This window comes from Klebsiella sp. RCJ4, assembly GCF_009025755.1.
Lineage (GTDB): Bacteria > Pseudomonadota > Gammaproteobacteria > Enterobacterales > Enterobacteriaceae > Klebsiella > Klebsiella michiganensis.
Window position 1 is genome coordinate 13,704 of sequence record NZ_WCIN01000037.1, and the last position, 25,677, is coordinate 39,380.

A 25,677-nucleotide genomic window follows, 5' to 3' on the forward strand; every position below is an offset into this window, starting at 1 on the left:
CCGGATTGCGGCGCCCGCGCCTTATCCGGGCTACCAGCGCGCGCAGGATGCGGTATTTGTAGCCCCGGCCAGCATAGCGCAGCCGGGGATTGACGTGTTCACACTAGCCGTGTCATTTACTGGCTCCGCTGCTTCTCCACCGACAGCGGACGATGAATCAGGGTCATCGGCACGGTGATCTTCACATCAGCATTTTCCCCCTGCAGCTTCTGCTGCATCAGATGAAACGCGTGCTGCGCCCAGGCGTCCTCATCCTGGCGCATCGACCATACCTCGTTCGGCAGAAATCCCAGCATCTGATGTTCATCGAAGGTGCCGATGGGAATATCCGACGGAATAAAGCCGTAGGTTTCCCGCAGCGCGCTCAGCGTCCCTTCCAGAATGGGCAGAGAGGAGGCGATAAACGCCTTCGGCGGCTCGCGGTGCTGACGGAGAAAATCGAGCATCAGCTGTTTGCCCTCTTCCTGACGGTTATGGCTGGCGGACAATATCCACTCCTTGCCGGCGGGCAGCTCGCTCAGGTAGCCCTGCAGACGACGCTGGATCGACGGCTGCTGGGTATCCCCGGCGATAAAAAAAATCGGCGAGACGTCCACCGCCAGGGTCATCGCCTGCACCAGCTTTTTGCTGCCGTTGTAGTTATCGCTCACCACCAGCGACACGTCGCTCTCGCCAAAATCGCGGTCGAGCAGCACCAGCGGCCGCTTGCGCGCTACCTTCTGGTGATGCAGCTGCGTTTCCCGGGTAGAGGGCACCACGAAGAGCCCGTCAACGTTGCGCGCCAGCAGTCCTTCAACCAGACTGTTTTCATGCTCGCTGTCGCTGTAGGTGCAGGCAATCATTAGCTGATACCCCGCCTGACGGCAGCAGGCTTCGAGCTTTTCCGCCAGGGTGGAGAAAAACAGGTTGGATAAACGCGGGATCACCAGCCCTAAGGTCTCGGTTTTATTGAGCTTCAGGCTGCGGGCGATATGGTTAACGACCAGCCCGTTCTCGGCGATGTAATCATTAATACGCTGCTGCGTTTTGGCGCTGATGCGATACTGCTCAGCTTTGCCACCCAGCACCAGGCGCACGGTGGTAATCGAGATTCCCAGCGCCCTGGCGACTTGCTCAACGGTTTTGGCCATAAACTCATTTTCCATAACGAACAGAACGGCTTAATCATAAACTAATTCGAGTTAGCAATACATTAGCCGCGCTGTTATTTTGAACAAGGCGTCAGTTTTCTGACGCCACTGGCGCTGTCGATCGCGATCCCGCTACGCGGAGGATCGTTAAGATCCTTCCCTGTCCTCTCTGTCGGCGTGTGTGTCGGGAGAGATTCTGGCCGAGTGATTTCACTTTGCCGGTTTAACCTCGGTCACCCAGGTGGGGAGATCCCATGTCCCGCCGAGGCGAAGATAGCGGCACATCCCCGTGGTCGCTTCACGGCTTTTGCGGAACGTTGTGCCATCCCAGAGCCAGCTCGCCGTCCCCCAGCAATCGCCGAGCCCTCGCCCTTTCTGGCTCATAAAAATCTCGCCGTCGCCATACTCAGAACCGGAAACCGTAATAAGCGTTGGATTACCCTCAAGTTTGCTATCCACAACCCAATAGCCGTATCCCTCGTTATAGGCCGCCCGCCAGCACAAGGCCGAAATCAGGGAATGCGCGTTATCCAGCGGCGTCAGGCTGATGGTTTCAGCCTCCTCCCCCTCCTCAGGCTGGAGGCGATCGCACCAATCATCGTTATTTAGCGTGGCCAGAAGCTTCGGCTTGAGCACCGCCAGCTCAGGCGCGGTTAACGCTCTCTCCTGCGCCTTCTCAGGCATGACCCGGTGAATGACCGGGGCAGGAATCGCCGCCCGGACGCTGCTTTCCGGCCTGTCGCCTTTTTTGGTCAACGCGCCCGGCGTGCCGATTCGCCCCTGAACATCGTCCATTTTCAGCAGTACCGCGTAAGCGCCTTCGCCGGAAATCACAAACGGCGCCTCCCCGCCTGTAAATTCGACCTTCCCGCTGCCTTTGATGGCGTTAACGATCGCCCGGGCCTGTTTCTCCGACAGCGGCCAGCTCTCTTTTGCTGGCTTCACATCGCCTGCCGGCTGGCCATTGATCCACAGCGTCAGTTTGCCCGGCAGAACGTCGCTGTCGGTCACCTCCGCCAGCATCAGCTCTCCCGAGACGGCGGTGCCCGCTCCGGCCTGGCGGGTCAGCAGCACCGAACCTCCGCTTCCTTCTTCAGCGCTGTATCCCGCCGCCCGGCAGGTCAGCGTGTTATCGCATACCACTTCCCAGTCTTTGTGGCTGAATGACACGCCTGTTTTCGCCATCGCGGGGAGACTAAGTACGGCCAGTGCCAGCACGCCTCTCCAGAGTTCCTTTTTCATATCTTCTCTCCTTAATCGGTCATCCGCGTAGTCTGAGTAATCCTCCTCGCAGAGAGAAGCGTTTTCCCCTGCCGCGACATTTTTTCAGACAACGACATGGATGCCGCACCGCTTTACGCTTCGTCGAGCATATTCCCACCCGTTCAGCCCGGCTGAAAATAGCGGGCTTGAGAGTCTGGTCACCTCATTCAACATCATTTCTGGATTCACAAAATAACATCCGCCGTGATGTTAAATCATCTTGTGATATTCCGCGCAGCTGCGACCGGCTAACTCTTTTTACGCTCTCACTTCATCTTTGCGATTCATAGCTGAATTCCGCTCTGGTTATTCAGGGGGTTCTTTTATGCATCGGTTCATCTTTTCTTTGACGTCATCAATAATATGAAGCTATCCCGAGTATTCAGCGTTCTGCCGTCGCTATTTTTTGCCGTCGCGTGCGCTGCCGCATCATCCGGCGTGGATCATTGTGAAGTGGGCTGCCCGACCGGCGGAAGCGCGCAGACGCTGGTTCGCGAAGCCTATACGCTCAATAACAACGGCCAGCGCAAATTCGCTAATTGGGTGGCGTATAAAATCACCAAAGCCAGCCTGGCCAGCGGGCGTTCGCGCAGCTGGAAGCGCGATCCGGATTTACCCGCTGCGGATACCCTTGCCCCCGCGGCATACAAAGGGGCCAGCGCAGCATTGGCGGTCGATCGCGGGCATCAGGCGCCGCTCGCCGGGCTCGGCGCCAGCACAGACTGGCAGGCGTTAAACTATCTTTCCAATATCACCCCGCAGGCCTCCAACCTGAATCAGGGGGCGTGGGCGCGGCTGGAGGATAAGGAGCGCGCCCTCGCCGAGCGCCGCGACGTGGCGGCGGTGTGGTCCGTTACCGGGCCGCTGTTCGAACGGCATATCGCCACCCTGCCCGCCGCGCCCGAGGTGGAGCTTCCCAGCGGCTACTGGAAGATTATTTTTATCGGCTCCAGTCCGGATAAAGGCGAATACGCGGCGTTTTTGCTGGATCAGGCGACGCCCAAAAGCGCCAGTTTTTGTGATTATCAGGTTACGGTGGAGGAGATTGAGCGGCGGACTCATCCGGCGCTCTCGTTCTGGTCCGCCCTGCCGGCAGGTATCGCCCGCCGCCTGAAGTCCCGGAAGGGTACGCTGGCTAAAGAGATGGGGTGCCCGTAATTGGGCATGGGCATCCTGTTGCGCGCATTATCTCGCTTTTGTTTTTTGAATCTGCTTTGCGGTTATTTCCGCAATATCAGGAAAGGCATTTTCCACAAGCGCTAATTAATAGCGTCACGCATTCTGTTAATTCTTAATTTGCGGTTAAAGACGTTTATTATGTCCGATTAAAGTCTGGACTTTATTTTTATTACTGGTTAGGTTTACAGGTGTTATTTAGCGCGGTGCGAATGTGTTGGCGCACACCCGCACCGCTGATCACAATTACTATTTCGCGAGAATAGCAACCATGACTAATGATGATTGTATTGTAGATTCGTTTGATCCAGAAGTGTCGCCGAAAAATAAGCGTCAGTTGACGGTGAGTTATGTGAGACGTTTGCCAGATCGTCGTCTTGTTCCGGCGATGATCATGAAGGGCCAGTGGCTGGCGGCGGCAGGGTTTTCGACCGGCACCCGGGTGGAGGTGCGGGTGATGGAGGGCTGTATTGTGCTGACGGCGGTTGAGCCGGAACCGGAGCTAGAAGCCGCGATGCGCAGGGTGGAGAAGCTGTCGGCCAGGAAGCAGAAGCAGGTCAGAGAGTTTATCGGGGTGATTGGGGGACGGGGTTGAGGGGTCAGGATTGCGGTGACAGACAGGATTTTAATGTCATGCTCTATTGACTGAGATTCATCGTCATCCCGGGCCTGTACTCATCCATCAAATCCGTACAACGTTCCTTTTAGATAACGGATAAATACCTGTTAATACGACTGAATGAGGAAACCATCATGGAGACTTACCGATTACATCGCGGCAGGCTTATCGACCATATCCAGCTTGTGGTAAATGATTTCGAGGCCAGCAAAGCGTTTTATACAGCCGTGCTGGCGGTCCTTGAGATCCCTGTCGTGAATACCTACGACGATTATTTTTGGGCTGATGAGCTTGTTGTTTCATCCATTAATAGCCCCGGTTCCGCAGGTAAGCCGACAGGACGCCATCATCTGGCTTTCCAGGCCAGGGATCGTGAGACGGTGGATGCTTTTTACCAGGCAGCGCTGGCACACGGCGGCAGTGATAACGGCGCACCCGGTGAGCGAACTTATCACCCGGGATACTACGCGGCCTTTGTACTCGATCCCGATGGTAACAACATCGAAGCGGTTTACCATGGCGAGGGGGAACGCAGCGCGGCATCGGTGGAGATTGGCTTCAGTCTTTAAGTATAACGGCCTCCGGGCAGGGGTCGTATTGGGCGGTTGGCATTAAGTCAGACCAGGAGCCAGCCCAGGAATTAGTCATATCGAAGCCCTCATAATAATGAGGGCTACATAAAATAAATTCAGTGTTGTAAATTTATTGCGTATTCATTTTATAAAGGAATAACGATGGGAGCTATTAACGAGATAGATATTGCAAAGCTGGTTTTGCTACCCGCGATTTTATATGTGGCTAAAAAGATCATCGACTGGGCGGGAAAAGTGATGTCCAGCCCGCCAGCAAAGCGAAAAATCCGCTTCGAAAAGGTACCTATTGAAACGAAAATAGAGGTGCTGAATAAAATCGCTGAGATAGCGAACGCTGAAATACCCGACACTAAACTCTCGAGGACGCATCAGACGGTACAAATGAAATTTTTATATGAGCAGATCGGGATAACTCTTCCTGTCTGGCACGCCCATCAGCTGATCGCGTTTATCGCTGATAAAAATATCGGCTCATATGATGTACGATTAATGAGTTTCCTTAAAAATCCATCCTTTTATCGTTGTGAAGAAAATCATTTTTCTGTAGATGCTGAAAAAATAAAAAAATTTCACATCGTTAGTGGAGGTTTCTGGCTAATTTCAATCGTCATTTTTGCCTGCGCCTGGTGGACAACAATACAATCGTTACTGGCCAGCGGGGGCGTAAATTCGGTTATCGCATTTTCACTGTTTTACTTTATTTCCGCTATTGTGGTCACTGGCTTTATCTTGAGCCAGGTTGGAGAAACCTGGCAAAGCGCCAGATTCGCCAGGCTGTTTGAAAGGTGGTGTGAGGATGAAGCGCGGGTGGAAAGTGGGGAGGGTGCTGTGCTGGCCATGTCGGAGCCAGAAGAACAGACGCCTCAACAGGAGGTTTTCAAATGATGAAATGCAGATACAAAAAAGTATTTTAGTGGACTGATTGGGGGATTTGGTGCGAAGGCCGGACTCGAACATCGCAACTATCCTTATGATCTTAAGAGATTAAAACTTAACATAGTGGGTTAGATACCATCATTGATACCATCAGTCCCGATTGGTGATAATCGAACACTATAAAAAATCATGACGAACATTATGAATGTAATTTAATTCATGTATTTTTAGCAAGAATTTTTTAAAGAACACCAAAATAACTCGTATATTTATTTTTTCATCCGATTAAAAAATAGGATAATTTATATACAGCTTATAAGGATTCTTGAGTTATGGTAATATAAAACAACAAATATATTGCTTGGAGAAATGAACTTGGATACATTATTTAAGATTTTTGAAAAATTTAGTTCAAGACCGCTTTATTTTATTTTCTTTGGTTTATCAGTATGTGAATTTTTACAAAAAGAGTCAGCATTAAAAAGTCCTAACATAGAAAACATACTATATCTTTTATCTGCAATGATAATGGTAGTCTTTTTAACAGGGGGATATGAATGGCTCATATTTAAGTTCAATGTCACATTGGAACCTCATGATCAGGGCGATATCGGCCCTACGATTGGAACGGCAACATTAGCAGTTTATTTGGTTTATGCATTTCATTTTTTAAGTGAGCAACCAGATGCCTTAAATCTCAAGTTGCTAACTAATTCAGGATTCATTTATAGCACAACTTTATTGTTATTTTCGCTTGAGTCAATGAAACTTAGGAGATTAAAGCAAAGATAATAATTAAGTTTCGGAAGAGTATTAAATATAACTTGGTACTATAAAAAGCCGATATGATTATACTCCTATATCATATCGGCTTTTCATGTTTTAAGGCATCATAGATACATAATCTACACCAATTCTAGAACTGTATTGCGACGCAATAGCTTGGTATCGTTCAGCATAACCACTTCGAAGCTGGGACTTTAATTTCAGTTTAACTGGTACATTTTGTACGTTGTCATCCATGCTACTCAAGAATACCGCTGAAAGTATATTTTTCTCTTCCCCCGGAACGGTATGGCCGTGATTTAAAACAACCATATAATCAACTACTGGTAAAGTTTTATCGCCTTCAAATATAGATAAATACTTTCTGGTATTCTTATGAATTACATAAATATACTTGGATTGTTCTGCATTAGGTAATGCTTTATTCTGGTTAGCATTGAAAAGTTCTAACACCTTAATTAAACGATGAGGACTTAATCTTTTATGATGTGGATCATTACCCTGAGTAGGCACAAGATCGCAGGCAGCAGAAACACATAAATACCATTTTTCAGATTCAGTATCGAAGAAAATTGTACCTGTCGAAATATGTCCTTCTTCAAAATTTTTAGAAGACAGATTCATGTTCAAAGCATGATACATCTCATTAAATGAGCTTGCATTTGCAGGTAAATTCATTTGTTTTGAACAATACTCTAATGATTTCGCTTCTCCACTACTTTTAAAATCAGTTGTATATGTTTCAAAAACATCATTAATGAAGCCTACTAAAGATTTATTTCCCTTCAATCTTTCATAGAGTTCTTCAGATAAATTACTAAAAACAAATTCAATGTTTTTCCTTTTAATTTCATCAGAAGCAGAATTTAATATTTGATTCAACCATCCAGCTTGACCATAACCATCATTAGCTAAATGGTTATTGAAAGAAAGTGCTTCGGCTTCAATAGTATTTTGAATCTCTGACTTGATAATTTGATAGTAAGATGGGTTCCATTCAATTAATGATTCATTTAGTGTTTGCCAAATTCTCTCACCATCACTTTCATGATCATCTTTATCCTTATGGAACACACTGATAAATATATTACCACTTTGAATCCATTTAATACCGGCAGTATCCCCTACAACCATACTTTTTGTCACATAATCTGGAATGACGGCATTTTCAGCGACTGCATATTCAGAAATCATCTTAGCAATGAAATTAATATCATTTTGCTCTGTAAGGCTTCCATCATCTCGGATTGCTTTCTTAATACGCTTACATAGGCAGTCATTTTGGATATATAGTACAGTTTCATCCCTCGTTAATGCCCTTTCTCCTTTGTGGATCAAATCAGGTAAAATAACACTCTGCCAGTATTCAATTAATTCATCATTTTCTGTTTCAAGTATTTTATCATTACAATTTTCGATCCCTCTTAGAGAAGAAGCAATTTGCATCCAAACAGTTTTGAGCTCCTCTCTCGTATAAATAACAATCATATTCAAATGATCTGAATTTTTTAATTCTTTTAAAATTGTAATAGTTTTATCTGGTGCACTGTTATCTAAATGATAGTCCATTATAACCAAATCTGACTTACGGATGCGGTCAACATCAAAGTTTACCGAACCGTTATCAATATCACAGATCATATTCTTGGCTTGAAAATATTCTTCGAGAGTAGCAGCACGCTTTGAGGAATCAATTTTTGCTGGGTCTAGTTTCATCTCACTGTTAAGTGCTTTAATAGAGTCAGAATAAGTAATAAAATCGTCATCTATCATTACGACCGAACGAATAGCATTATCACAAAAAGTTTTCTGCACAAGGGAATTATAAGTTGTTATAGCCATGTTATGACTCCACTCCATTGAACTTAATTACGAAATTAGCACCATCTTTAATTAAATAGTCATCTTCAACATTTGGGTCAGAGTACCAAATCTTGTGGTGTGCTACAGCTAAATTCTCCCTGCATAAATATAGCCCAACACCATGACCATTAGCTCTTTTGCTATAAAATAATTCAAATAAACGAGGAATATCATCTGGATCTATCGCAGGCCCCGTATTTGCTATTATAACCAAAGAATTAACGAAATCTATTTTGATAAGACGATCATTGGACAAACTTACCCAATACATTGCATTATTTATGATATTAGTGAAAACCGGATATATTCGTGAAGGTATATCATTGATAGATATGTTCTTGAAATCATCACCGAATTCAATAGTAATACGCTGTCTTTCAAAACGGTCACCAAAAAATTTCAGGATATAATCCATTATATTTTTCCCGGTAATTTTTTGCCTTGACTGATATCCAGATATTTTCAAAGGTGATAAAAATCTGATTTGTTGTGTTAATGATCTATGTGCGTTCAGTGCTAATGTGAAACCGGGATGTTCCTTCGCGGTTGAAGGCAAAGAATTCAGTCCTCGTGTAACCATAGAGTCCATTTCTTCAAGCTCGTGTGAGAGTATTTCGACACTGATACCTAACTGAGCCAGAGCATTTAGACTCTTAGCTTTATCCTCAAAATACTCTCTCTCTTCTTCTGAAAGCGAAAAAGCAGAGTCTAAATTTACTCCTTCAAATAACCTTTCCAATCCTTTATTTATTGATTGATATTTGAATGTTAGTGAGTCAATTGTTTCAATATAGATACTATCGAGTAAATTTAAAACATTCTCGATCTCAGTATTATTGTTAATTGAATCAACTATTGATATAGCTTTAGAGTAATATATAGCTCTATCACTTTTAATTTCTTCCCCCCATTTCTTTAAGAGAGCATTTGTTTTTTCATCAATGTTATTACTAAATTTTGTTAATCTGGCGTTTATGATCCCTTGATTTTTATCAAGATGATTTTTACCCACTAACGAAGGTTCTAACTTATTTAATTCAGAATCTAACTTATTAACTATTAATTTCATCTCTAATATATACGCAGAGAATTCATTGTATTTATCACGATAATTTCTATATCTCTCCTCATATACACCAATTTTAGGTGGCTTAGTTGGAGTTTTTATTTCTGTTCTCAATGATTCTAAATTAGCAAGGTCAGCATCTATTTCTTTTATATAATTATAATCATGCTTGTTTTGATTACTATCTAATTTATTCTTCAATTTTTTTACAGCTTCAAGCGAAGCATCTAAAACGGGAGTTTGCGTTTTTAGTGCCTCAGAGAAACTCTTTTGTGTAGATTTACGAGCTTGTTGCTGTGCTGATTTTCTTAATTCCTTTTCACGTTTAACTTGTTCAAGAAGTTCTTTACGATCTTCGGACTTTCCTCCAAAATATCTATCAGCTAATGATGTTAATAGATCTGAAACTAATGTTTTCAATTCTCTGGCAGCTTGGTTTCTAATGAATCCTTCCCTTCCAGATTTATCCTTTAGTTCTTTATTATTTGATTGTGTGATACTGATAAATCCGAAAATTCTTCGGTTAGACCAATAGTACCGCCCAGCATTCCATGAACGTCTTTCCTCGATCTGGAAGAAATCATTATCTACTCGTCCATATGGCAACACTCTTAAATTATCCCGAAACACCATAAGCCCAGCATATTTTTTTGCTTTGAGGTCAAAATGTGTATGCTCTCGCTCGGTGTGCGAGGTATTTTGCGGCAGAAATTCTAATGTCCCAATTTGAATTTCAAATGGTCCAACTCCAGAATCAGAATTAACACTTATGCTGGCAGGAATAACTACTTCGCCCTTATCCTCACCAAAAGCTTTTACGCGGCCTCTAAACCAACCTTTCTCATCAACATAGCCTACAACAGTGTGCTCTAAAGCATCAAAATCGCTTTTACTAAATACATCCGATTGCTTTAATATTTGACGATGGTAACCATTGGCCTTAACTGTATATATCTCATAAGAGAATGATAGATCCTCTAAAATATAAGGATTTACAAATGCCCTTAAAGTGTCAACCAAGCTTTGTTCAACATCAGATAACTCTGCATTATCCTTAGCTAAATCCCCTGCATTGGTTAATAATGACAAATCTCGTCCAAGCTCCAATAAAAAGAGAGCGGTACCATGTTTATCACCGTCTATCTTTTCAACTTTGATTAAGATTTCTTCCCAAGGAACAAAGACATTAGGATCAATTTTAAATTGATCACAAAAATTAATTATTTTATCTTGAGTAGTAGTAAAGTCACTTTTTTCATTTAAAGCTTTCTCGTCTTCTGAGAATTTTTCCCAAGCTGCTTTTGCGAGAAGATGATTAAAATGACGAGATTCATCTTCATCTTCATCTTCATCTTTGCTGGGAAAGGATACATTCTTCTTAAGTTCAATGAGCAAACCAGATAAAACATCAGAGAGAGAATCTATTTTTTCAAACTCTCTGAATGGAACAGTGACATCGTCAAATGAGAGATACGGGTTTTCGAAAAGCCTCCAATCAATTAGTAAGGCAACATAATTATTATCCATTTTCTTAGTAACAAGAAAAGTTACGGGAGATAGAAAAGCAGCAGATAATCGCCCAATTCCTTTTTCTCCTTGAGTTTTTCGGATACCTAATCCGAACCGCTCATTTTCTTCTAAGGTGTTCTTTCTCGTTTTAGATTCGGTACCAACAACAAGCCAATTATCAATAATTTGTTGCAAGGACATTCCGCAACCATTATCTATAAGGGCTCCGCAAGGATAATCGCCATCTATTGTGTATAATGCCACATCTCTTGCATAAGCATCATATGCATTTTTCCAAAGCTCGCTTACAGCAGTTGGGCAATCTGCAATCTGCCCCTTACCGAGATGTTCAATTGTCCTTGCTCTCGCTTTAAAGCTAAGAGATCTCATCTGCATTTTTATCATCCCTATGAGAGTTATTGATTATTATTTCAACACAAGATTTCAGAAGAATTTTCCCCAGATTTACAGGAACAGCATTTCCCACCTGTTTCCCTTGGCTAATGATCCCTCCAGAAAAAATGTAATCATCGGGGAATGTTTGAAATCTAGCCGCCTGCCTTACAGTAATTCCATGGTTGTCCCACGGATGTAGGAAACGGCCCTTTGAAGGATTAAAACAACCAGTCGTTATTGTTGGGCCAGGTAATGATAGCCTTATCCGACCATATACATCTTTATGACCAACATAGCCATTCGAATGACAAGGCAATCTAAAATCAACATCTTCCCGACTGCCATTAATTGGTGTCAAACAAAATCTTTCAATCATATAATCAGCATGATTCATATGAATATTATTTGGATCACTTTTATTTTCTTTAAGCGTATTTTTAAATTTTAATTTCTGTACGACATCTTGCCCTAAAACAGCAGTAATTTTTTCAATAATAGAAGGTGTAGGTTTTTCAAAGATTTCAGAAGCATTAACCCAATAAGGTTTTTTATCTTTGAAATGAGTTGGGGAAGGTGGCCAATCACCATCGCTGATAGAAATATCATCTCTGAGACCTAAGATAAATACCCGGTTTCTGTTTTGAGGAACTCCATAATCTTTTGCATTCAACTTTAATGGACCCAAGATATTATATCCACTATTAGCGGCAAGCCTTTTAAAGTTGTTTAAATAGTCTTTATGTTTTTCCCAAAGCAAACCTGGCACATTTTCAACAAGAAACATCTTAGGCTGAAAAATTTTTACAAAATCATAGTAGCGAATAAGTAATTCGTTTCTTGGATCATTAACACCAGCATTTTTTATCCTATGAGATGAAAAACCTTGGCAAGGTGGCCCACCAATGATTAGATCCAACTCTTTTTCTTTCAGTTGTAAGCTATCCATTAACTCATCAGGTGAAATAGTCATAATATCTTTGTTTAGTAATTTTATGCTATTTTCTCTTTTTTGAATTAAATTTTTTCTGTATGTATCACAAGCATCTTTATCAAGTTCTATTGCTGCTAAAATTTCAATACCCAGATCCAGAGCGGCTAACGAAAAGCCTCCCGCACCTGAAAAAAGATCTATGGCCTTGATTTTGTTCAATTTATCCTTCACTCTTTTAAACGAATGTGTTCCTATAGGTGATTTTACCGTATACCTTCCATTATCACAATCCATAGATAACATCAAGTGAATGAGTGCGTATTTGAAGGCGAAAGGATAATGTCTCGTATATCGAGATAGTTAAAGTTAACCTGCATTTGATAGATTAAAGAATAAGATTAATTTTTTCCAAACTTATCAATCCCAGTACTAATCTTTCAAGATAGAACACATTATGCTCTACAAATCTGGGGGAGCTTACTTTTAAAAATCCAGAGTATAAGACATACAACTTGTATACATCAAAATCATTTAGAATCTTTTTTAATTTAATATATTGAATTATTTGAAATGCCTGTAGGATATTGTTAACCTTTAAAAACTCAAATAACTCATCAATCTTAACCTCTGTTTCCTTTTCATTAATTTTTGAAATTATTTTTTTAGAAAAGATAGTGATATTTAATTCATCCTCATTTTTAATTTTGCTTTCTATTTCAAGCTTGATAAATTCCTTGATCCCATATTCATTAATTTCTATATATAGTTCTTTTATGCCCATATCTTTTTTTTGAGTAACTATATCTTGAAGAGAATAGTTATCATAAAGTTTTAATTCGCTGTTCTTAATAAATTCATAGCTATAACCACATTCATTTATCCCATTAATATAGACGAAATTTTTATCTGTTATAAAAATTTTATAAAGTACGGTCCTTTTATTCTTATGAAAATTTACTTCGCTCGGAATCACAAATACCTCCTTAGTTAGAATATATATATACGTAATAATTTCCTGTTGTCAAATTACAGCGCAACATCTATGATATCAGATCATTGCACCTTAACTTAAAGGAAGTGATATGAGTTCTCACAATTATCAACTAATAAAAATTTGTTACCCACTAGTTTTAATTCCACTCAACCCATTCATTCTGGATATAATATCCAATAATTGCGGTTGCCCTAATGATTACATAGCGATTTATTTACTCCAAGATCGTGGACAAATAGATAAAACCAAATTCTTCTTCAACTATTCACAAGCTTTAAAAGAATATAAAAGCAAGTTAAAGAATGAAGAAAAAGAAGTGATAATAGATGAAAGTGATTTATTAAAATTCCAAGTTGATATAGACATTAGTTTTGATTATTCCACCAATATAATTAATGATATCAACCTTTTTAAAGTGAGTTTCATCACTCCACATCCCGATGAAATTTCAACAAATATAGAAAAAGAATTAAAAAAATACAATTCAAGCCAAAAGGAGGTTATGATAGATATCAAGCAAGACTCCTTTAACATTTATGATAAAGTAAGGGATGGGAACATTGAACTTAAAAGAATATTGGATTCAAGTGAATTAAGTACCACCACAACCTCAAAAAGAAAATTATCTTTTTAAAGGCATTAATCTTACAAGCAAGAGCTAATTTATAGAAGCGGTTGCACCGTTCTATAAAGCTCTTGCTTTTCTTGCTTCCTTTCAGTCAGACAATAAAAGAAAATCAAAACAATCAAGCCTATAGATTGACAAAAAACTTATTCATTATATAAGTGATATATAAAGCATATGGATTATGCTTACCAATTAATATCATATAAAATGGAGTTTATATGCATAAGATAAATTATACAGATGATATAGATCTTTCCAAAATTTCCCGCCGTGGTAGTTTTAATAAAAATAAAATACCTTCAGAAGCAGTAAGAAGCTATTGTGTCAGTGTCCGTTTGAATGTTGAAGAACTGCAACTCCTGAATATTAAGCGAGGCTCTTATAAAAAGGGAGAGTGGCTTCGTATGGCTTCCCTTCAAAAGTTGCCTCCTGTTATACCAACGATTAATACCAAAGCCTGGAAAGCTTTAACTGATATATCGCAAAAGTTAAATCGAATTGCGATCCATATCGATGGTAAGAGCAAAGATAGCCAGCTTACTCATACAGAGCTTTTCGCTGTGAAGCGACAACTTGAAGAGCTTCGTCACAACTTGTTAAGAACAGATTTTTGGAGTATCCCTCGTGAAGGGTATGCGGAAGATCAAGAGGGGTAAAAGCTTCGCAGGTGTTGTTCAATATGCATTGAAGCCGGGAGCACATCATAAAAGCGATCCAGTCGTCATTGGCGGGAACATGTTAGGTGATTCAGCCTCTAAACTGATCACTGAATTTGATGGCACTAAACCGCTTCGGCCCGATGTTCAGAAACCAGTTTGGCACAACTCGCTACGATTGCCTGACGGAGAAACATTATCAAATGACCAATGGGTAAACATAGCAGATGACTACATGAAGAGGATGGGGTTCAGTGATACTCACCTCCGTTGCTATGTCTTACATGACGACGAAGGCCAGCACATACACATTATCGCCAGCAGAATCGACATAGCCGGTAGGAAGCTCTACTTGGGTAGGAACGAAAACCTTATAAGCACACGGATCATTAGTGAACTCGAAATCGCTCATGGTCTGACAGTGACCAAGACAGCACCATCCCTCTCAAATACACAACCGAAGCGGAAGAGAATCTCTCGAAACGAACAGAAGCTATCAGAACGGACTGGTGTTCCCTGTCCCAAGAAATTCCTTCAACAGATCATTGATAAAAGTTTGGCTGATAAGCCTGACCTTTTAACTTTTATCAAGAGGCTGGAAGAAGCAGAAGTATCCTGGAAGGCCAATATTGCCTCTACCGGTAAAATGAACGGCTTCTCTTTCGAATTCTCAGGAATAGCTTTCAAAGCTTCGCAATTGGGTAAAAGCTACAGTTGGGCAAATCTTAGTAACAGGCTCAACTACAACCCAGATCATCTAGAAGCTCTTCTAACGGGCATACCACCAGAAGAACCCCCTGCTCCTGCTCCTGCTCCTGCTCCTGCTCCTGCTCCTGCAAAAGATGTTGCAACAACGGATATTCCAAGGGAAAGCATAAGTGAAAAAATTGTCGAACTGGAACTACGGCTCAGAGAAGACAAACGGAATGAAATCGTAGAAAAGATTCTTCAAAAAAATGCCGTCAAAAGGCAAAAGCATCTCAGGCTCATCGGCTGGATTCCATTTATCAGAAGGTTCATTGAGCTTCTCAGAAGCTATGGTAAGAGCATTCTTCACAAAACCCACACGACCTTCTCAAATATCTACGCAATGCAACCTTTAAACAAGGCGAGAAAAATTCGTTTATAGACAGTCAATTGCAAATTCTTATCGTAACCGCACCCCATCCGTAGTAAAGCATTTTTGTTTAGTCAAGAAAATATTGATCGTTATTACAGATCGATAACTCAATTATGATAGAAATTAACTATCAAGCAACGATCATCGATCGGTACAAGTGATTTTACTTTAGCCAGTCAGCCATCGAGAATCCCTACAAACACGCAGTAAATCTTCCACCCTGGGGTTGCTATGAAAAACGAAACAATTAAGTGCCCGTTCTGCTTTCAGGAGAGTCCGTTTGGTGTCCGTGTCTGCACCGGTTGTCATTCAACCATCAAATATGGAGCCGTTTCAGCCTGGTTAGCTTTACTAATAGGAATTGTGCTGTTAGCGATTGCTTTCTTCATATTCGCTATCAGTCAAAGTTTTATATTAACTGTCGTTATCTATTTTGCCTCAGCAATTTTTTTAAGATTTTATTTACGTAAGAAATTTGCACACAGAGCCGTTTTCACACATAAAAGCTAACCCTGGTCAAATATAATAAGGATCATTAAATGAATAAAATTATTGTTACATCCTTTTTTATTGCAATATGCTTAATTACCGGTTGCTCAACATCAGGGAACCAAAAGATTAAAAATGAAACTGCTCAAAGTCTACAATCAAAAATAATTAAAAACAAAACAACTAAGACGGAATTACTCACTAAATTAGGTGAGCCTGATACAAGAACCACACTCGATGACGGAAATGAGCAGTGGAGATATTTCATGTATAACAATCAGTTCAATGCCTCGACTTTTATCCCTGTTGTCGGATTGCTAACTGGCGGTTCTCAGACTCAGTCTAAAACGCTTGAAATCGACTTCAAGGGAGAGACCGTAAGTAGATGGGCTTTCTCCTCTGACAACAACAACACCAAAACTGGCATTCTTAATTAATTATTTCTGGATAATAAAATGAAAATATACTCAATCCTTACAGTTATCCTTACTACATGTCTTCTAACTGCATGTAACAGTGAACCATCGCAAGACGATATATACAATGCTTTCAAAAATGTTGTAGATAGATCAAATGCAAGTATGAAAGCTCTGAACTCAAGTATTCCCGAAAAAGATCTTTTAAGAATCGATTATGTGAAGAAAGTTAGCTGCACAGAAGAAGCAAACAATGTTTATAATTGCATTGTCGATGCCTCTATTAGCAACATGAAACAGACAAAGCCTGTAAAGCTTGTGAAAGCTGATGGTAACTGGAAAGAAGTTCAGTAGTAGCCTATATCAAGAAGTCTCTTTTAGCCCCCGCATAGGGGCTTTTTATTGCCTATAACCTGACGGCTCTTACGCGAACTTCATGGGTTAACTCTTTCTCGATTACTTTCATTTCATATTGTGCTCTGACAGTAGCATAGATTTCTCCGGCTTTTTCTTGATTGTTATCAATATAGTTAACGAGAGAATTTAGCTCCCTAAGAACCCCTTCTTTGTTATTTAATCGTTGTAGTAGATTGCTTGTCAGACTTTTGTATACCGAACTGAACATGGTCATCACATTGTCTATATTGCGATCCGATTTGGAATAAATTCTTTTAGGATAGAAATACTTTAAATGATAGCCCACAAAAATTAGGTAAAGTTGATATGAGAAACTTTTATCTCCTGGATGGTATCTTTTTGAGATATACTTATCGACAATAATGATAAGTTGCTCTTCCAGAGTAAACTCTGAATTGATGATGTTTTTGTCCATAAAATGCATCCTTGCATAATTGAAATAGTCTTCCTGACCATATATTTATATTTATCGTATTTATTTAACTTGTCAATAGGTGTAACCTATCAACCATTATTTTTTATTAAATGGTCTATTCAATTGTTCCATAGTGAGACCATGTCTATAAGCATTATACTGCCAATAACTAAATTGCTCTTTGTATCTATTGTTCTGTTTTTTTAACATTTCATTTTCGGCTTTTAGATTTAATATTTGTTGTGCCGCAATCGTTAAATTAGCTGGTTTTTTAAGACCTGATTTTTTCAAATTAGCCAAATTTTTCTTTGATCTAAATGCTTCAACAACTTCATTATGAGCACTTAAAGATTGCCTTGTGATAGTTCTGTTTAAATTCTTATAAACTGATTCACATAAATCACTCCATGTGATTTTGCCGTCCCAAGTCAATATAATGTGTGTAATTGCCTTTATTTCACTCCTGTTTAAATGTTTTGCCATATGCATCTCCTGTTTCAATTATTCAAAAGTTTATTAATTCTTTCCAAGTTTTTTTCGTGGTGCTGCAACCATTTATCAGCCCCATAGTCACCATTTTCAAAAGCGATCTGAGTTATATTTATCAATTGCATTAATTTTTCTCGGATTGATTCCAGTCTAATTCTATCTACTGATTTCATGTCCAGTGTTTCATTATCATATTCTATAAATTCATTGATTTTAGTACAAGGACGAACTAAATAGTTATGCACACAGTAGCCAAATTCTGTTAAGTGAATTGCTCCTTGATTCAGGTTATCAAAATCAACTGTCAATTCATTTGTGGATATTGACTTCCTTTGACAATAATTTCCCATGCTCAATTTAATAGTTTTGATTTTATCTAACATATCTTCTTCTGACACGTGATTATAAACTCTGTTCTGATTCACATTGACACGACCAGACCATTTAGCTATATCCAGTTCAGACATTTCACCATAATGGGCAATTGTATTTAAAAGGTGCCGTGGTTGGTGTGACCGGATAAGTAACGGCTTACCTTCAATATCATAATATCCGTATCGGGCGAAAATATTTTTAAATCCAGACTCGTGACGAATTTTATTTTGTATATCATTAAAAAAGAATCCTTTAGTAGGTTTGTAAAATGAATAGATATCACTCATTTGGGATAAAGAAAATTGGCGAGGATTCAATAAACATAATGCATTACTAAATCTTATAGATTTTTCTTCATCATACCAAGGAAAGTCTCTGCTAAAACCAGAGCTAATCATTTCCCATAGCTCACTCAATGAATAGTTATAATCATTGGAGTTTAAGAAACTTTTCCCACCATCCAAACTCGTTCTTTTAATTTTTAGAACGCATGATTTACGATCATGTAAAGGGTAGCCAAGTGCATGACAAACCTGTACAACAGTCAACTTTAATTTTTCATCAACTTTTGGGCAAAGTTCATGTCGGTAAAATTTATCAGGGTATTTTTCGCACCATTGAGCTAATTCCCTTGCATTTTGTGATAAGGAAAGCAGTCTCCTAATCGCTTTCTTCGCAACTGGTATCATAACCTGTGGAATCCACTTGATATTAGGGCCATACCCCTTAACCGAATAGAATCTCAGACCATATCTTTCGACCCCCCTCTCATCTTTTTGTGTAATCTCACAATCAGCAGGTAAGGCTAAAATCTCAGAAATTCTGCTCGGACAACAAAGCAGAAGTGCAAATACTGCACTGGTGAATTTATCCCTTGGACTCAGTAGCTCATCATTTTTAGAAAAAATATCAGCAATAGCAAGTAATGCCGTTTCATCTGGTAACTTATCGTTTCTGTGATAGTCCTCCATCTCAGGAAGATAGTTGTTTTTGACCTTCTGCTTCACATGGTTTTTCCAGGATATGTATCCTGATTTCACAAGGTTATGTTCACATAGAAATTTTGATAATTTTTCAAGCTGTATCCCACATTGAGCGAGAACATTACCTTCAAAATATTTACTTCCGATTTGCATTGCCTCATCAAAAACAACGGCTGTAACATTATAAATGAGAGCATTGCTCAGAACCTGCAAAAGAGCCTGTTCGAGACATCTCAAAGCCATCATTATGGCCCCATAATTTTTCAAGGGTTTCAATGAGTGCTGACACCTAATATATGCTTTTGCAAAATCGAGAAAATCTTCATGCATTGCATCTTTGGAGTTAAATACTTTATGTCCAACCCCTATCTTTCTAAAGGTTACATACCCTTTCCAAACATATTGTTCCCAATCCTGAGTTTGGGTTAGCCCAGATAGTTGATAGCGACAAAATTTTATGAATTCATTATAATTGTTTTCTGCCGTAAGTTGTTTTTTAGACTTAAATAAAATGATATTGTTCATTGGGCATTTTCCTCATCAATATCAACTGGCATAAAGAAAGCACATTTATTACAAGGGAAACTTGCATTTAAATTCTGATTTTCGCATTTTCTCGAAGAGCAAAATTTGAAATCTTTTTTCTCTTTAGACTTTATTCCATTCATAAAAATATCAGCGACAAATGACAATTGTTCTGAAACAGCGGAATCAATTCTTTCAACACTCCCAGCAAGATTTTTAATATAAATGCCCGTACTTGAAGTAGAAGAATGATCCAACAATTCAGCTATAGTATTGGCATTATGTCCCTCTCTAGCCAGCATGGTTGCTATCGTATAGCGAAGCCTGCGAGGAGTAGCATTGAGTAGAGATCCTGTACGATTTGAAAATAAGTTCCCAGTATTAATAATGTTCTTCAATGCTGTATTAGCAATTGTTGGTTTTGCATATATTTTATTAGACTCCAGGAAGTTAAAATCTATTATGGCTAAATCAAGCAGTTTTTCCTCGTTCAAAAAAACTGGAACCTTGCCTTTGTCATGATCATCAAGGGTTTTGCCAAGGGTTTGCTCAACAAGCCTCACGGAATGATTAGCTTGAAGTTGTACAATTGATGCAACCTCTGAGATTATTGGCAGTTTTCGATATTGTAGTTGTTTACCCCGTTGTTTAACTCGTGGTACTAAAATTAAATATTCTACTTTATCATTATCTAAGTTCTTTTGAAGAAGGTCTTTATATTTCAACATAACTAACTGCTGAGGTCTTCTACCTGTCAGACTCATTAATAGCGATATTGCATAATCTGACAGTGACAGTACGCCTATTCTATATGCATGATTCATAGCCCTGATCAAGGAAGTATGTTCCTCTTTAGTTAGTGGGCCCTTTGTTGGATCATCTTGTAACACAGATTGACCAGCTTTTTTTATTTTTAGGTCCAAATGCTTTAACAGTTCTACTGCACTTTCATCTATTCCAGGATATCCAAACTCAAACCATTTAATCAAAAATGGTCGTAAAACACGAAATGATGCTGGGGCTTTTGATGATTGCTTATTTTGATATTCAATTAGAATCCTATCATCAATATGAGTAGGAGATAGTTTACGGATAAGACTCTCCATATTTCTAACAATACTTTTTACATACAAATAGCTGTTGCTATTAAAATAATATTGTACTGTATATACAAATCCACAAACCAATTTTTCATTCATGAAACATATCAATTCTCTAATGTTGATTCCATTGTTTTCAATCGAACTGACGATTTTATGTTCATGCAAAGACATTTTATCAGAGTTATATTTAATCAAATTATTCATCAAATCCTCCTTTGAATAGTTGCTCTTGTTGTTCAAGTGCAGTTTTTTTCGATAGCTCAAAAATATGCCTGCGATTATAAATTATTGAAGTATCTGAACCAGGTCGCCATCCCATTAGATAAGAACGGATTTGTTGCTCTTTTTCGTCGGATATGTCCTTAGCCTTATCTATTGTTTTCGAGAACTCATAATTCCATGTGTGTCGTAATTTATGGCCTGTTAATCCACTTAGAAGCGAGGATGATTGACGAACAACACTCACTATCTTATGGTATGAAGAAAATGACAGCGGTTGCCCTTGAGTCTTCCCTTCTTTATAGGTAATAAAAAGAAAGTCATGCTTATTAGCATTTTTGACTTTCCTGCGATCATTCAAGATATAATCTGAAATTTCACATATAAGGTTCGCATCAGCAATTAACTTCCTCTCACAAGTCTTCACTAATGGCTGATAAACTCGTGAATCTGTTTTATCATTTGCTCTCCTCCTTATTGCTATTGTTGATTCTGCAAAATCTATGTCACCAATTCGCAGATTCAAAAGTTCACCCGCTCTCATGCCAAAGCAATGTAATAATAGGAAAATTAGGTTATTTCTTTTTTGTACTATTTCCGTAAACGGATTCAAGTTACTTCCTGGCGAAAGAATGCTAAACAAAGAATCCAGTTGAGCTTTGTCTAAGCTCTTTTCGATATCCATAACATATTTGTCATTGTTTCTTGGTTTCTTTCTTTTTATGTTGTTAATGAAAACAAGTATCTCTTTGATTGTATCTTTCTGACATGTATGAGAAAGAAGTATTTTACATAGCCATTCCAGATAGTTAGCTATTGTTGTAATCCGAAAATACTTAGTTGGTTTTTTGACATTTGAAACGCAAAAATCACTATCTACACCACTTTTAAAATTGAATGAAGTAAACTCAATCAAATCATCAATTTCATGAGGAGCCAGAAATATCCTTTTCTGAATTCTTTCATCAATATTGATCTCTTTCCTCATAAAGAATCGATATAACAATGAAATGCTACCGGCTATAACTTTCATTGTTGATATAGACTCTGACCGATTTCTGACTTGTGTTGTTATATACAAATTTGGATAATACAATGGTTCACCAGTTTTTTTATTTACAACATGGCAATACCTCTCACCATTTTCCAACATAAACGAATCTACACAAATACTGCTCATATTTACCTCCTAAACCTTACAAAAAGTATAATTCCAATATATTAATAATAAGCATTTTGTAGATTTACAAATTTATTTGAATAGTTAGAATCATTTATTTAAATTAAAACAGTGAGATAGACGAATATTCCTGTCAAATTATCATCTGGTAGATCTAGTTAATATTATGTACACCTAATACTTCGAAAACTATCTCACTGCCTTGCTAATAAACGGCATCCAAAATAATGTAAGCAATTTTGTAAGGTTTTAAGTTAAAATATGGAGTCAAACTTTACATTTTTACAAAAGAGTTCTCAGTCCAATGTGGTATTGGATTATTCGCTTTGAAAGACTTTTCATCTCAATAGGACATTTAATTAGCGAGAACCATGTCTCATAAACGTAAAACTGATTGAACATATTAAGCTCAGAGATCGCATCTAGCGGTTCTCTCAGATTCCCTACTAAATACTGGCTTAACCAGTAAATAATCTTTCTGTTAAATTCATTATCAGGTAAATCATAGATTGACCCCAACTCGAAGATCTTGTAAAAAAGATCTTCGCCTAAATTACACATATGGTTTTCTTCACTCACAAATTCTTCGATATCCATAAAATCTCTCCTAAGTTCAATTAAGCAACATTATTTCGACTTGTTTCGATAACAGACTGAATCCAGGCATCAATCTCACTTTCGACGAAAGCTACTGCACGAGTTCCAATTTTGACAGGGGCAGGAAACTTACCATCTTTGATCAGACGATAGACCCAGGCTTTGCCGAAACCAGTTCGTTTCAAGACTTCTGGTAAACGAATTAAGCTTTGATTGGTTGTATCGGTTGTATTCATTTGGCTACCTCCTCCGCTTCCGTTACGAAGATATTAGCCACACAGATTTGTATCTATGAAGGGAATGCTGATAACTGAAAAGTTAGATGAGGGAAGAATGAAAGGAAATTCCAGGGAAGAAAAATATTTATGCCCTCCCCTTGACAATTAACATGATGATTTACAACTAGAAAGAGCCTAGTTCCGAAATCGGTATGTTGAGGAGATGGCTGTTTTTGCTGATAAAATGTTCCAGACTACGGGTTGTTTCTCCACTCAATGACTTCTCTGCAACAGGCCTGTCTGTATCTTTAATGTGATCTTCTCCTCTGATCTCACTTGTAAAGTCGGGATACAAGACACGAGACAAGACCATATTTGAGATTTTTACTTTTTTAAATTTTGCCCAAATCAATAGATCCATCATTGGGATAATATTGTAATCGACAAGTTTTCTTATTTTTGCAAGTCCAATTTTTTCTGTTTTGACTGGCTCAATTTCATATTCTTTCCTAAGATCTGGTAGCATCGTTTGTAAGGCTGTTATAATTTCTTCATCGCTGGATAAGCCTAAATCAAAGGAAACATACATCTTGCTACTATTTTGGTTTAGAAAAAAGTCTCTCATAGTTTTTGTTATTGGTTTCTTTTTCAAATCTTTTTTGAAATCACCATTTTCTTCAAAAAAATCCATGCTAAACATTATTAACTTGTTCTCTAATTTTTTTATATCACCAAAGCTAACCTGCGCAACATGCCTTTGCCCCTTGCCAAAATGACCATGATTATTATCTCGTCTGCTTAAAATAGGATTGCCTTCCAGGATAGACCTTAAATTTTGATTATCATCTTCCCATCCAAAATTTACACTGTCGAAAATCGCTTCTCTAAATGCAAGCTCAGTATGCAGTTCTTTGATTGTAAGTGATTTTAACTGCTCATAGTTTTCGAGACTAAACCAGCTTTTTAATTCTTCATAAGGGCTTACTACTTTCATTAATCCCTCCACTGTATTCAAAGCTTGAATGAGTTAATACTGCTTATTTAAATTAATTCTCCCTTAACAAGGTTGATAAGGGAGAGCGATTAATTAACTACTTATTCATAGTTAAGTCTTTTTAAAATCAAATGGTGAAACTTGTCGTATTCTAAGGAGGTCAAGGTAATCGGCCCACCACTGCAACATAAGCTTTCTCTCATCAAGGTGCTCTGCTTTATGTATGTAGGCAGCACGAACTGAGTTCCGCTCCTGATGGCTCATTTGCCGTTCAACAGCATCTTTCGACCACAAGCCGGATTCAATCAAGGCACTACAAGCCATAGCTCTGAATCCATGTCCACAGACCTCCACGGTTGTGTCATAGCCCATAGACCTCAAAGCCTTGTTTACCGTATTTTCACTCATAGGCTTTCTGAAATCATGGTCGCCAATGAAAACAAGTTCATGATCACCGCTGATCTCTTTAATTTCCATCAACACAGCCAATGCCTGACAACTCAAAGGAACAAGGTGTGGAGTTCGCATTTTCGAACCACGGTGCGAATGTTTCACTCCGGGTAGTGGTTCTCGTTCAGCGGGAATAGTCCACATTGCATTCTCGAAATCGATTTCCGACCATCTTGCGAATCTGAGTTCACTGGAACGAATGAAAATGAGCAATGTCAGCTTTACGGCTAACTTCGTGAGTTTTCTACCCTTGAAACTATCAATTCGTTCTAAAAGTTCTGAGAATCGTTCGAATGGCAAAGCTGGCCTGTGGACTCTTTTAGCTACCGCAATAGCTCCTGCCATCTCCTGGGCAGGGTTGTAATCTATCAGCCCGTTCTGGACAGCATATCTCATTACTGCCGTTGTTCTTTGCTGTAGTCGGGAAGCAACTTCCAATCGCCCGGAAGCTTCAACAGCCTTGATAGGGGCAAGAAGATCTCTGGTATTAAGCTCGGATATTTTTCTTTTACCAATAGCAGTAAAGAGACCATCTTCCATGCTTTTTAGAACTCTCTCGCTGTGGGAGTCAGACCATTTCCTTTTACAGGCAGTATGCCAATCCCTTGCGACAGCCTCGAATGTCAGGGCTTCGCTTTGCTCGATCTTGTCGGCTTTTTTCTTCTCGGAAGGGTCGATACCATCAGATACCAACTTTTTGGCCTCATCTCGTTTCCTGCGAGCTTCACCAAGAGAGACCATTGGATAAACACCCAATGCTAAAATTTTCTGTTTGCCATCGAAACGGTATTGGAGTCGCCAGTATTTTGAACCATTGGGATTGATCAGCAGGTGCATACCCTGCCCATCGGTGAGTTTGAAGGGTTTGTCGGAGGGCTTGGTAGTCCTAACTTTGATATCGGTGAGAGCCATCAGTTGATACCTCCAGTGTTGGTACCAAAATCAATCGAACCGGGAATACCATCAGTTATACCATCATCAGTTGGTATATGTTCAAGGAATTGAGTAGACGTGGACAGACTAAGAAAAGCCAGAAACCTGCTTAACTTACTGTTTTTATGGACTAAAGTAGACGTTAGTAGACTTGAAAAAAGCTTTGTATGGTGCCGAAGGCCGGACTCGAACCGGCACGTATTTCTACGGTTGATTTTGAATCAACTGCGTCTACCGATTTCGCCACTCCGGCACGGAAAGGATACGG

Annotated in this window: 26 protein-coding genes and 1 tRNA gene; 11 read left to right on the top strand and 16 right to left on the bottom strand. The window is 39.4% G+C overall.

What is annotated here, in order from left to right:
* Nucleotides 1-116: 116 nt before the first annotated feature.
* Both F8562_RS13570 and F8562_RS13575 read right to left on the bottom strand, forming a co-directional pair.
* Nucleotides 117-1,130, bottom strand: a complete 1,014-nt coding sequence (locus tag F8562_RS13570) for a LacI family DNA-binding transcriptional regulator (protein WP_014837288.1) — start codon at nt 1,128-1,130, stop codon at nt 117-119.
* A gap of 210 nt (nt 1,131-1,340) precedes the next feature.
* Nucleotides 1,341-2,372, bottom strand: coding sequence for a DUF1176 domain-containing protein (locus F8562_RS13575; protein ID WP_014837287.1), 1,032 nt, complete (start codon nt 2,370-2,372; stop codon nt 1,341-1,343).
* Between the two features lie 474 nt (nt 2,373-2,846).
* Between F8562_RS13575 and F8562_RS13580 the strand changes: the two genes are divergently transcribed.
* The 5 genes from F8562_RS13580 (at nt 2,847) to F8562_RS13600 (ending at nt 6,449) form a co-directional block, all read left to right on the top strand.
* Nucleotides 2,847-3,551 (top strand): DNA/RNA non-specific endonuclease, encoded by a 705-nt coding sequence (locus F8562_RS13580; RefSeq protein ID WP_014837286.1) that lies wholly within the window; start codon nt 2,847-2,849, stop codon nt 3,549-3,551.
* A gap of 289 nt (nt 3,552-3,840) precedes the next feature.
* Nucleotides 3,841-4,164 carry an endoribonuclease SymE gene (gene symE / locus F8562_RS13585; protein WP_014837285.1) on the top strand — a complete coding sequence of 108 codons (324 nt, stop codon included), beginning with the start codon at nt 3,841-3,843 and terminating at the stop codon, nt 4,162-4,164.
* A 158-nt stretch (nt 4,165-4,322) separates the two neighbouring features.
* Nucleotides 4,323-4,757, top strand: a complete 435-nt coding sequence (locus F8562_RS13590; RefSeq protein ID WP_004098173.1) for a VOC family protein — start codon at nt 4,323-4,325, stop codon at nt 4,755-4,757.
* Between the two features lie 165 nt (nt 4,758-4,922).
* Nucleotides 4,923-5,666 (top strand): hypothetical protein, encoded by a 744-nt coding sequence (locus tag F8562_RS13595; protein WP_014837284.1) that lies wholly within the window; start codon nt 4,923-4,925, stop codon nt 5,664-5,666.
* A gap of 360 nt (nt 5,667-6,026) precedes the next feature.
* Complete coding sequence (locus F8562_RS13600) at nt 6,027-6,449, top strand: hypothetical protein (protein ID WP_023240650.1); 423 nt, start codon at nt 6,027-6,029, stop codon at nt 6,447-6,449.
* Between the two features lie 90 nt (nt 6,450-6,539).
* Here F8562_RS13600 and F8562_RS13605 read toward each other — a convergent pair whose 3' ends face one another.
* The 4 genes from F8562_RS13605 to F8562_RS13620 form a co-directional block, all read right to left on the bottom strand.
* A complete protein-coding gene (locus F8562_RS13605) occupies nt 6,540-8,285 on the bottom strand; it encodes a response regulator receiver domain (protein ID WP_117032509.1) in 1,746 nt (581 codons plus the stop codon).
* A gap of 1 nt (nt 8,286) precedes the next feature.
* Nucleotides 8,287-11,277, bottom strand: a complete 2,991-nt coding sequence (locus tag F8562_RS13610) for an ATP-binding protein (protein WP_151891913.1) — start codon at nt 11,275-11,277, stop codon at nt 8,287-8,289.
* The gene (locus F8562_RS13615; RefSeq protein WP_413465657.1) at nt 11,258-12,418 is read right to left on the bottom strand and encodes a DNA cytosine methyltransferase; all 1,161 of its coding nucleotides are present in this window, start codon (nt 12,416-12,418) and stop codon (nt 11,258-11,260) included. Before F8562_RS13615 ends, F8562_RS13610 begins: the two co-directional genes overlap by 20 nt.
* Before the next feature lie 175 nt (nt 12,419-12,593).
* Nucleotides 12,594-13,181 (bottom strand): hypothetical protein, encoded by a 588-nt coding sequence (locus F8562_RS13620; RefSeq protein WP_151891915.1) that lies wholly within the window; start codon nt 13,179-13,181, stop codon nt 12,594-12,596.
* 109 nt (nt 13,182-13,290) lie between these two features.
* Here F8562_RS13620 and F8562_RS13625 point away from each other — a divergent pair, with 109 nt between their 5' ends.
* From F8562_RS13625 to F8562_RS13650, 6 genes are all read left to right on the top strand, one after another.
* Nucleotides 13,291-13,836, top strand: a complete 546-nt coding sequence (locus F8562_RS13625) for a hypothetical protein (RefSeq protein ID WP_023240645.1) — start codon at nt 13,291-13,293, stop codon at nt 13,834-13,836.
* A gap of 212 nt (nt 13,837-14,048) precedes the next feature.
* The gene (locus tag F8562_RS13630) at nt 14,049-14,486 is read left to right on the top strand and encodes a hypothetical protein (RefSeq protein ID WP_151891916.1); all 438 of its coding nucleotides are present in this window, start codon (nt 14,049-14,051) and stop codon (nt 14,484-14,486) included.
* Nucleotides 14,455-15,615: a relaxase/mobilization nuclease domain-containing protein gene (locus F8562_RS13635; protein WP_151891917.1), complete on the top strand. Its 1,161-nt coding sequence runs from the start codon at nt 14,455-14,457 to the stop codon at nt 15,613-15,615. The genes F8562_RS13630 and F8562_RS13635 overlap by 32 nt, the downstream gene beginning before the upstream one ends.
* A gap of 222 nt (nt 15,616-15,837) precedes the next feature.
* Nucleotides 15,838-16,116, top strand: a complete 279-nt coding sequence (locus tag F8562_RS13640) for a hypothetical protein (protein WP_151891918.1) — start codon at nt 15,838-15,840, stop codon at nt 16,114-16,116.
* Between the two features lie 29 nt (nt 16,117-16,145).
* Nucleotides 16,146-16,532, top strand: a complete 387-nt coding sequence (locus F8562_RS13645) for a hypothetical protein (RefSeq protein WP_151891919.1) — start codon at nt 16,146-16,148, stop codon at nt 16,530-16,532.
* 18 nt (nt 16,533-16,550) lie between these two features.
* Nucleotides 16,551-16,865: a cell wall-binding protein gene (locus F8562_RS13650; RefSeq protein ID WP_080201006.1), complete on the top strand. Its 315-nt coding sequence runs from the start codon at nt 16,551-16,553 to the stop codon at nt 16,863-16,865.
* A gap of 52 nt (nt 16,866-16,917) precedes the next feature.
* Here the strand turns inward: F8562_RS13650 and F8562_RS13655 are convergent, their stop codons facing one another.
* The 10 genes from F8562_RS13655 to F8562_RS13700 form a co-directional block, all read right to left on the bottom strand.
* Entirely contained in the window at nt 16,918-17,343 is a 426-nt protein-coding gene (locus F8562_RS13655; RefSeq protein WP_151891920.1) for a hypothetical protein, read from the bottom strand.
* A 96-nt stretch (nt 17,344-17,439) separates the two neighbouring features.
* Complete coding sequence (locus F8562_RS13660) at nt 17,440-17,826, bottom strand: hypothetical protein (protein ID WP_151891921.1); 387 nt, start codon at nt 17,824-17,826, stop codon at nt 17,440-17,442.
* Nucleotides 17,827-17,840: 14 nt separating this feature from the next.
* Nucleotides 17,841-19,715, bottom strand: coding sequence for a DNA-binding protein (locus tag F8562_RS13665; RefSeq protein ID WP_151891922.1), 1,875 nt, complete (start codon nt 19,713-19,715; stop codon nt 17,841-17,843).
* Nucleotides 19,712-21,022 (bottom strand): tyrosine-type recombinase/integrase, encoded by a 1,311-nt coding sequence (locus tag F8562_RS13670; RefSeq protein ID WP_151891923.1) that lies wholly within the window; start codon nt 21,020-21,022, stop codon nt 19,712-19,714. Before F8562_RS13670 ends, F8562_RS13665 begins: the two co-directional genes overlap by 4 nt.
* The gene (locus tag F8562_RS13675) at nt 21,015-22,217 is read right to left on the bottom strand and encodes a tyrosine-type recombinase/integrase (RefSeq protein WP_134883262.1); all 1,203 of its coding nucleotides are present in this window, start codon (nt 22,215-22,217) and stop codon (nt 21,015-21,017) included. The genes F8562_RS13670 and F8562_RS13675 overlap by 8 nt, the downstream gene beginning before the upstream one ends.
* Nucleotides 22,218-22,499: 282 nt before the next feature.
* Complete coding sequence (locus F8562_RS29470; protein ID WP_052934709.1) at nt 22,500-22,814, bottom strand: hypothetical protein; 315 nt, start codon at nt 22,812-22,814, stop codon at nt 22,500-22,502.
* A 20-nt stretch (nt 22,815-22,834) separates the two neighbouring features.
* Nucleotides 22,835-23,050 carry a helix-turn-helix transcriptional regulator gene (locus tag F8562_RS13685; protein WP_001098294.1) on the bottom strand — a complete coding sequence of 72 codons (216 nt, stop codon included), beginning with the start codon at nt 23,048-23,050 and terminating at the stop codon, nt 22,835-22,837.
* A 166-nt stretch (nt 23,051-23,216) separates the two neighbouring features.
* Entirely contained in the window at nt 23,217-24,026 is an 810-nt protein-coding gene (locus F8562_RS13690; protein ID WP_151891924.1) for a DUF6387 family protein, read from the bottom strand.
* Nucleotides 24,027-24,137: 111 nt separating this feature from the next.
* The gene (locus tag F8562_RS13695; protein ID WP_017465848.1) at nt 24,138-25,388 is read right to left on the bottom strand and encodes a tyrosine-type recombinase/integrase; all 1,251 of its coding nucleotides are present in this window, start codon (nt 25,386-25,388) and stop codon (nt 24,138-24,140) included.
* A 189-nt stretch (nt 25,389-25,577) separates the two neighbouring features.
* Nucleotides 25,578-25,662: transfer RNA gene (locus tag F8562_RS13700), tRNA-Leu, on the bottom strand.
* Nucleotides 25,663-25,677: the final 15 nt, after the last annotated feature.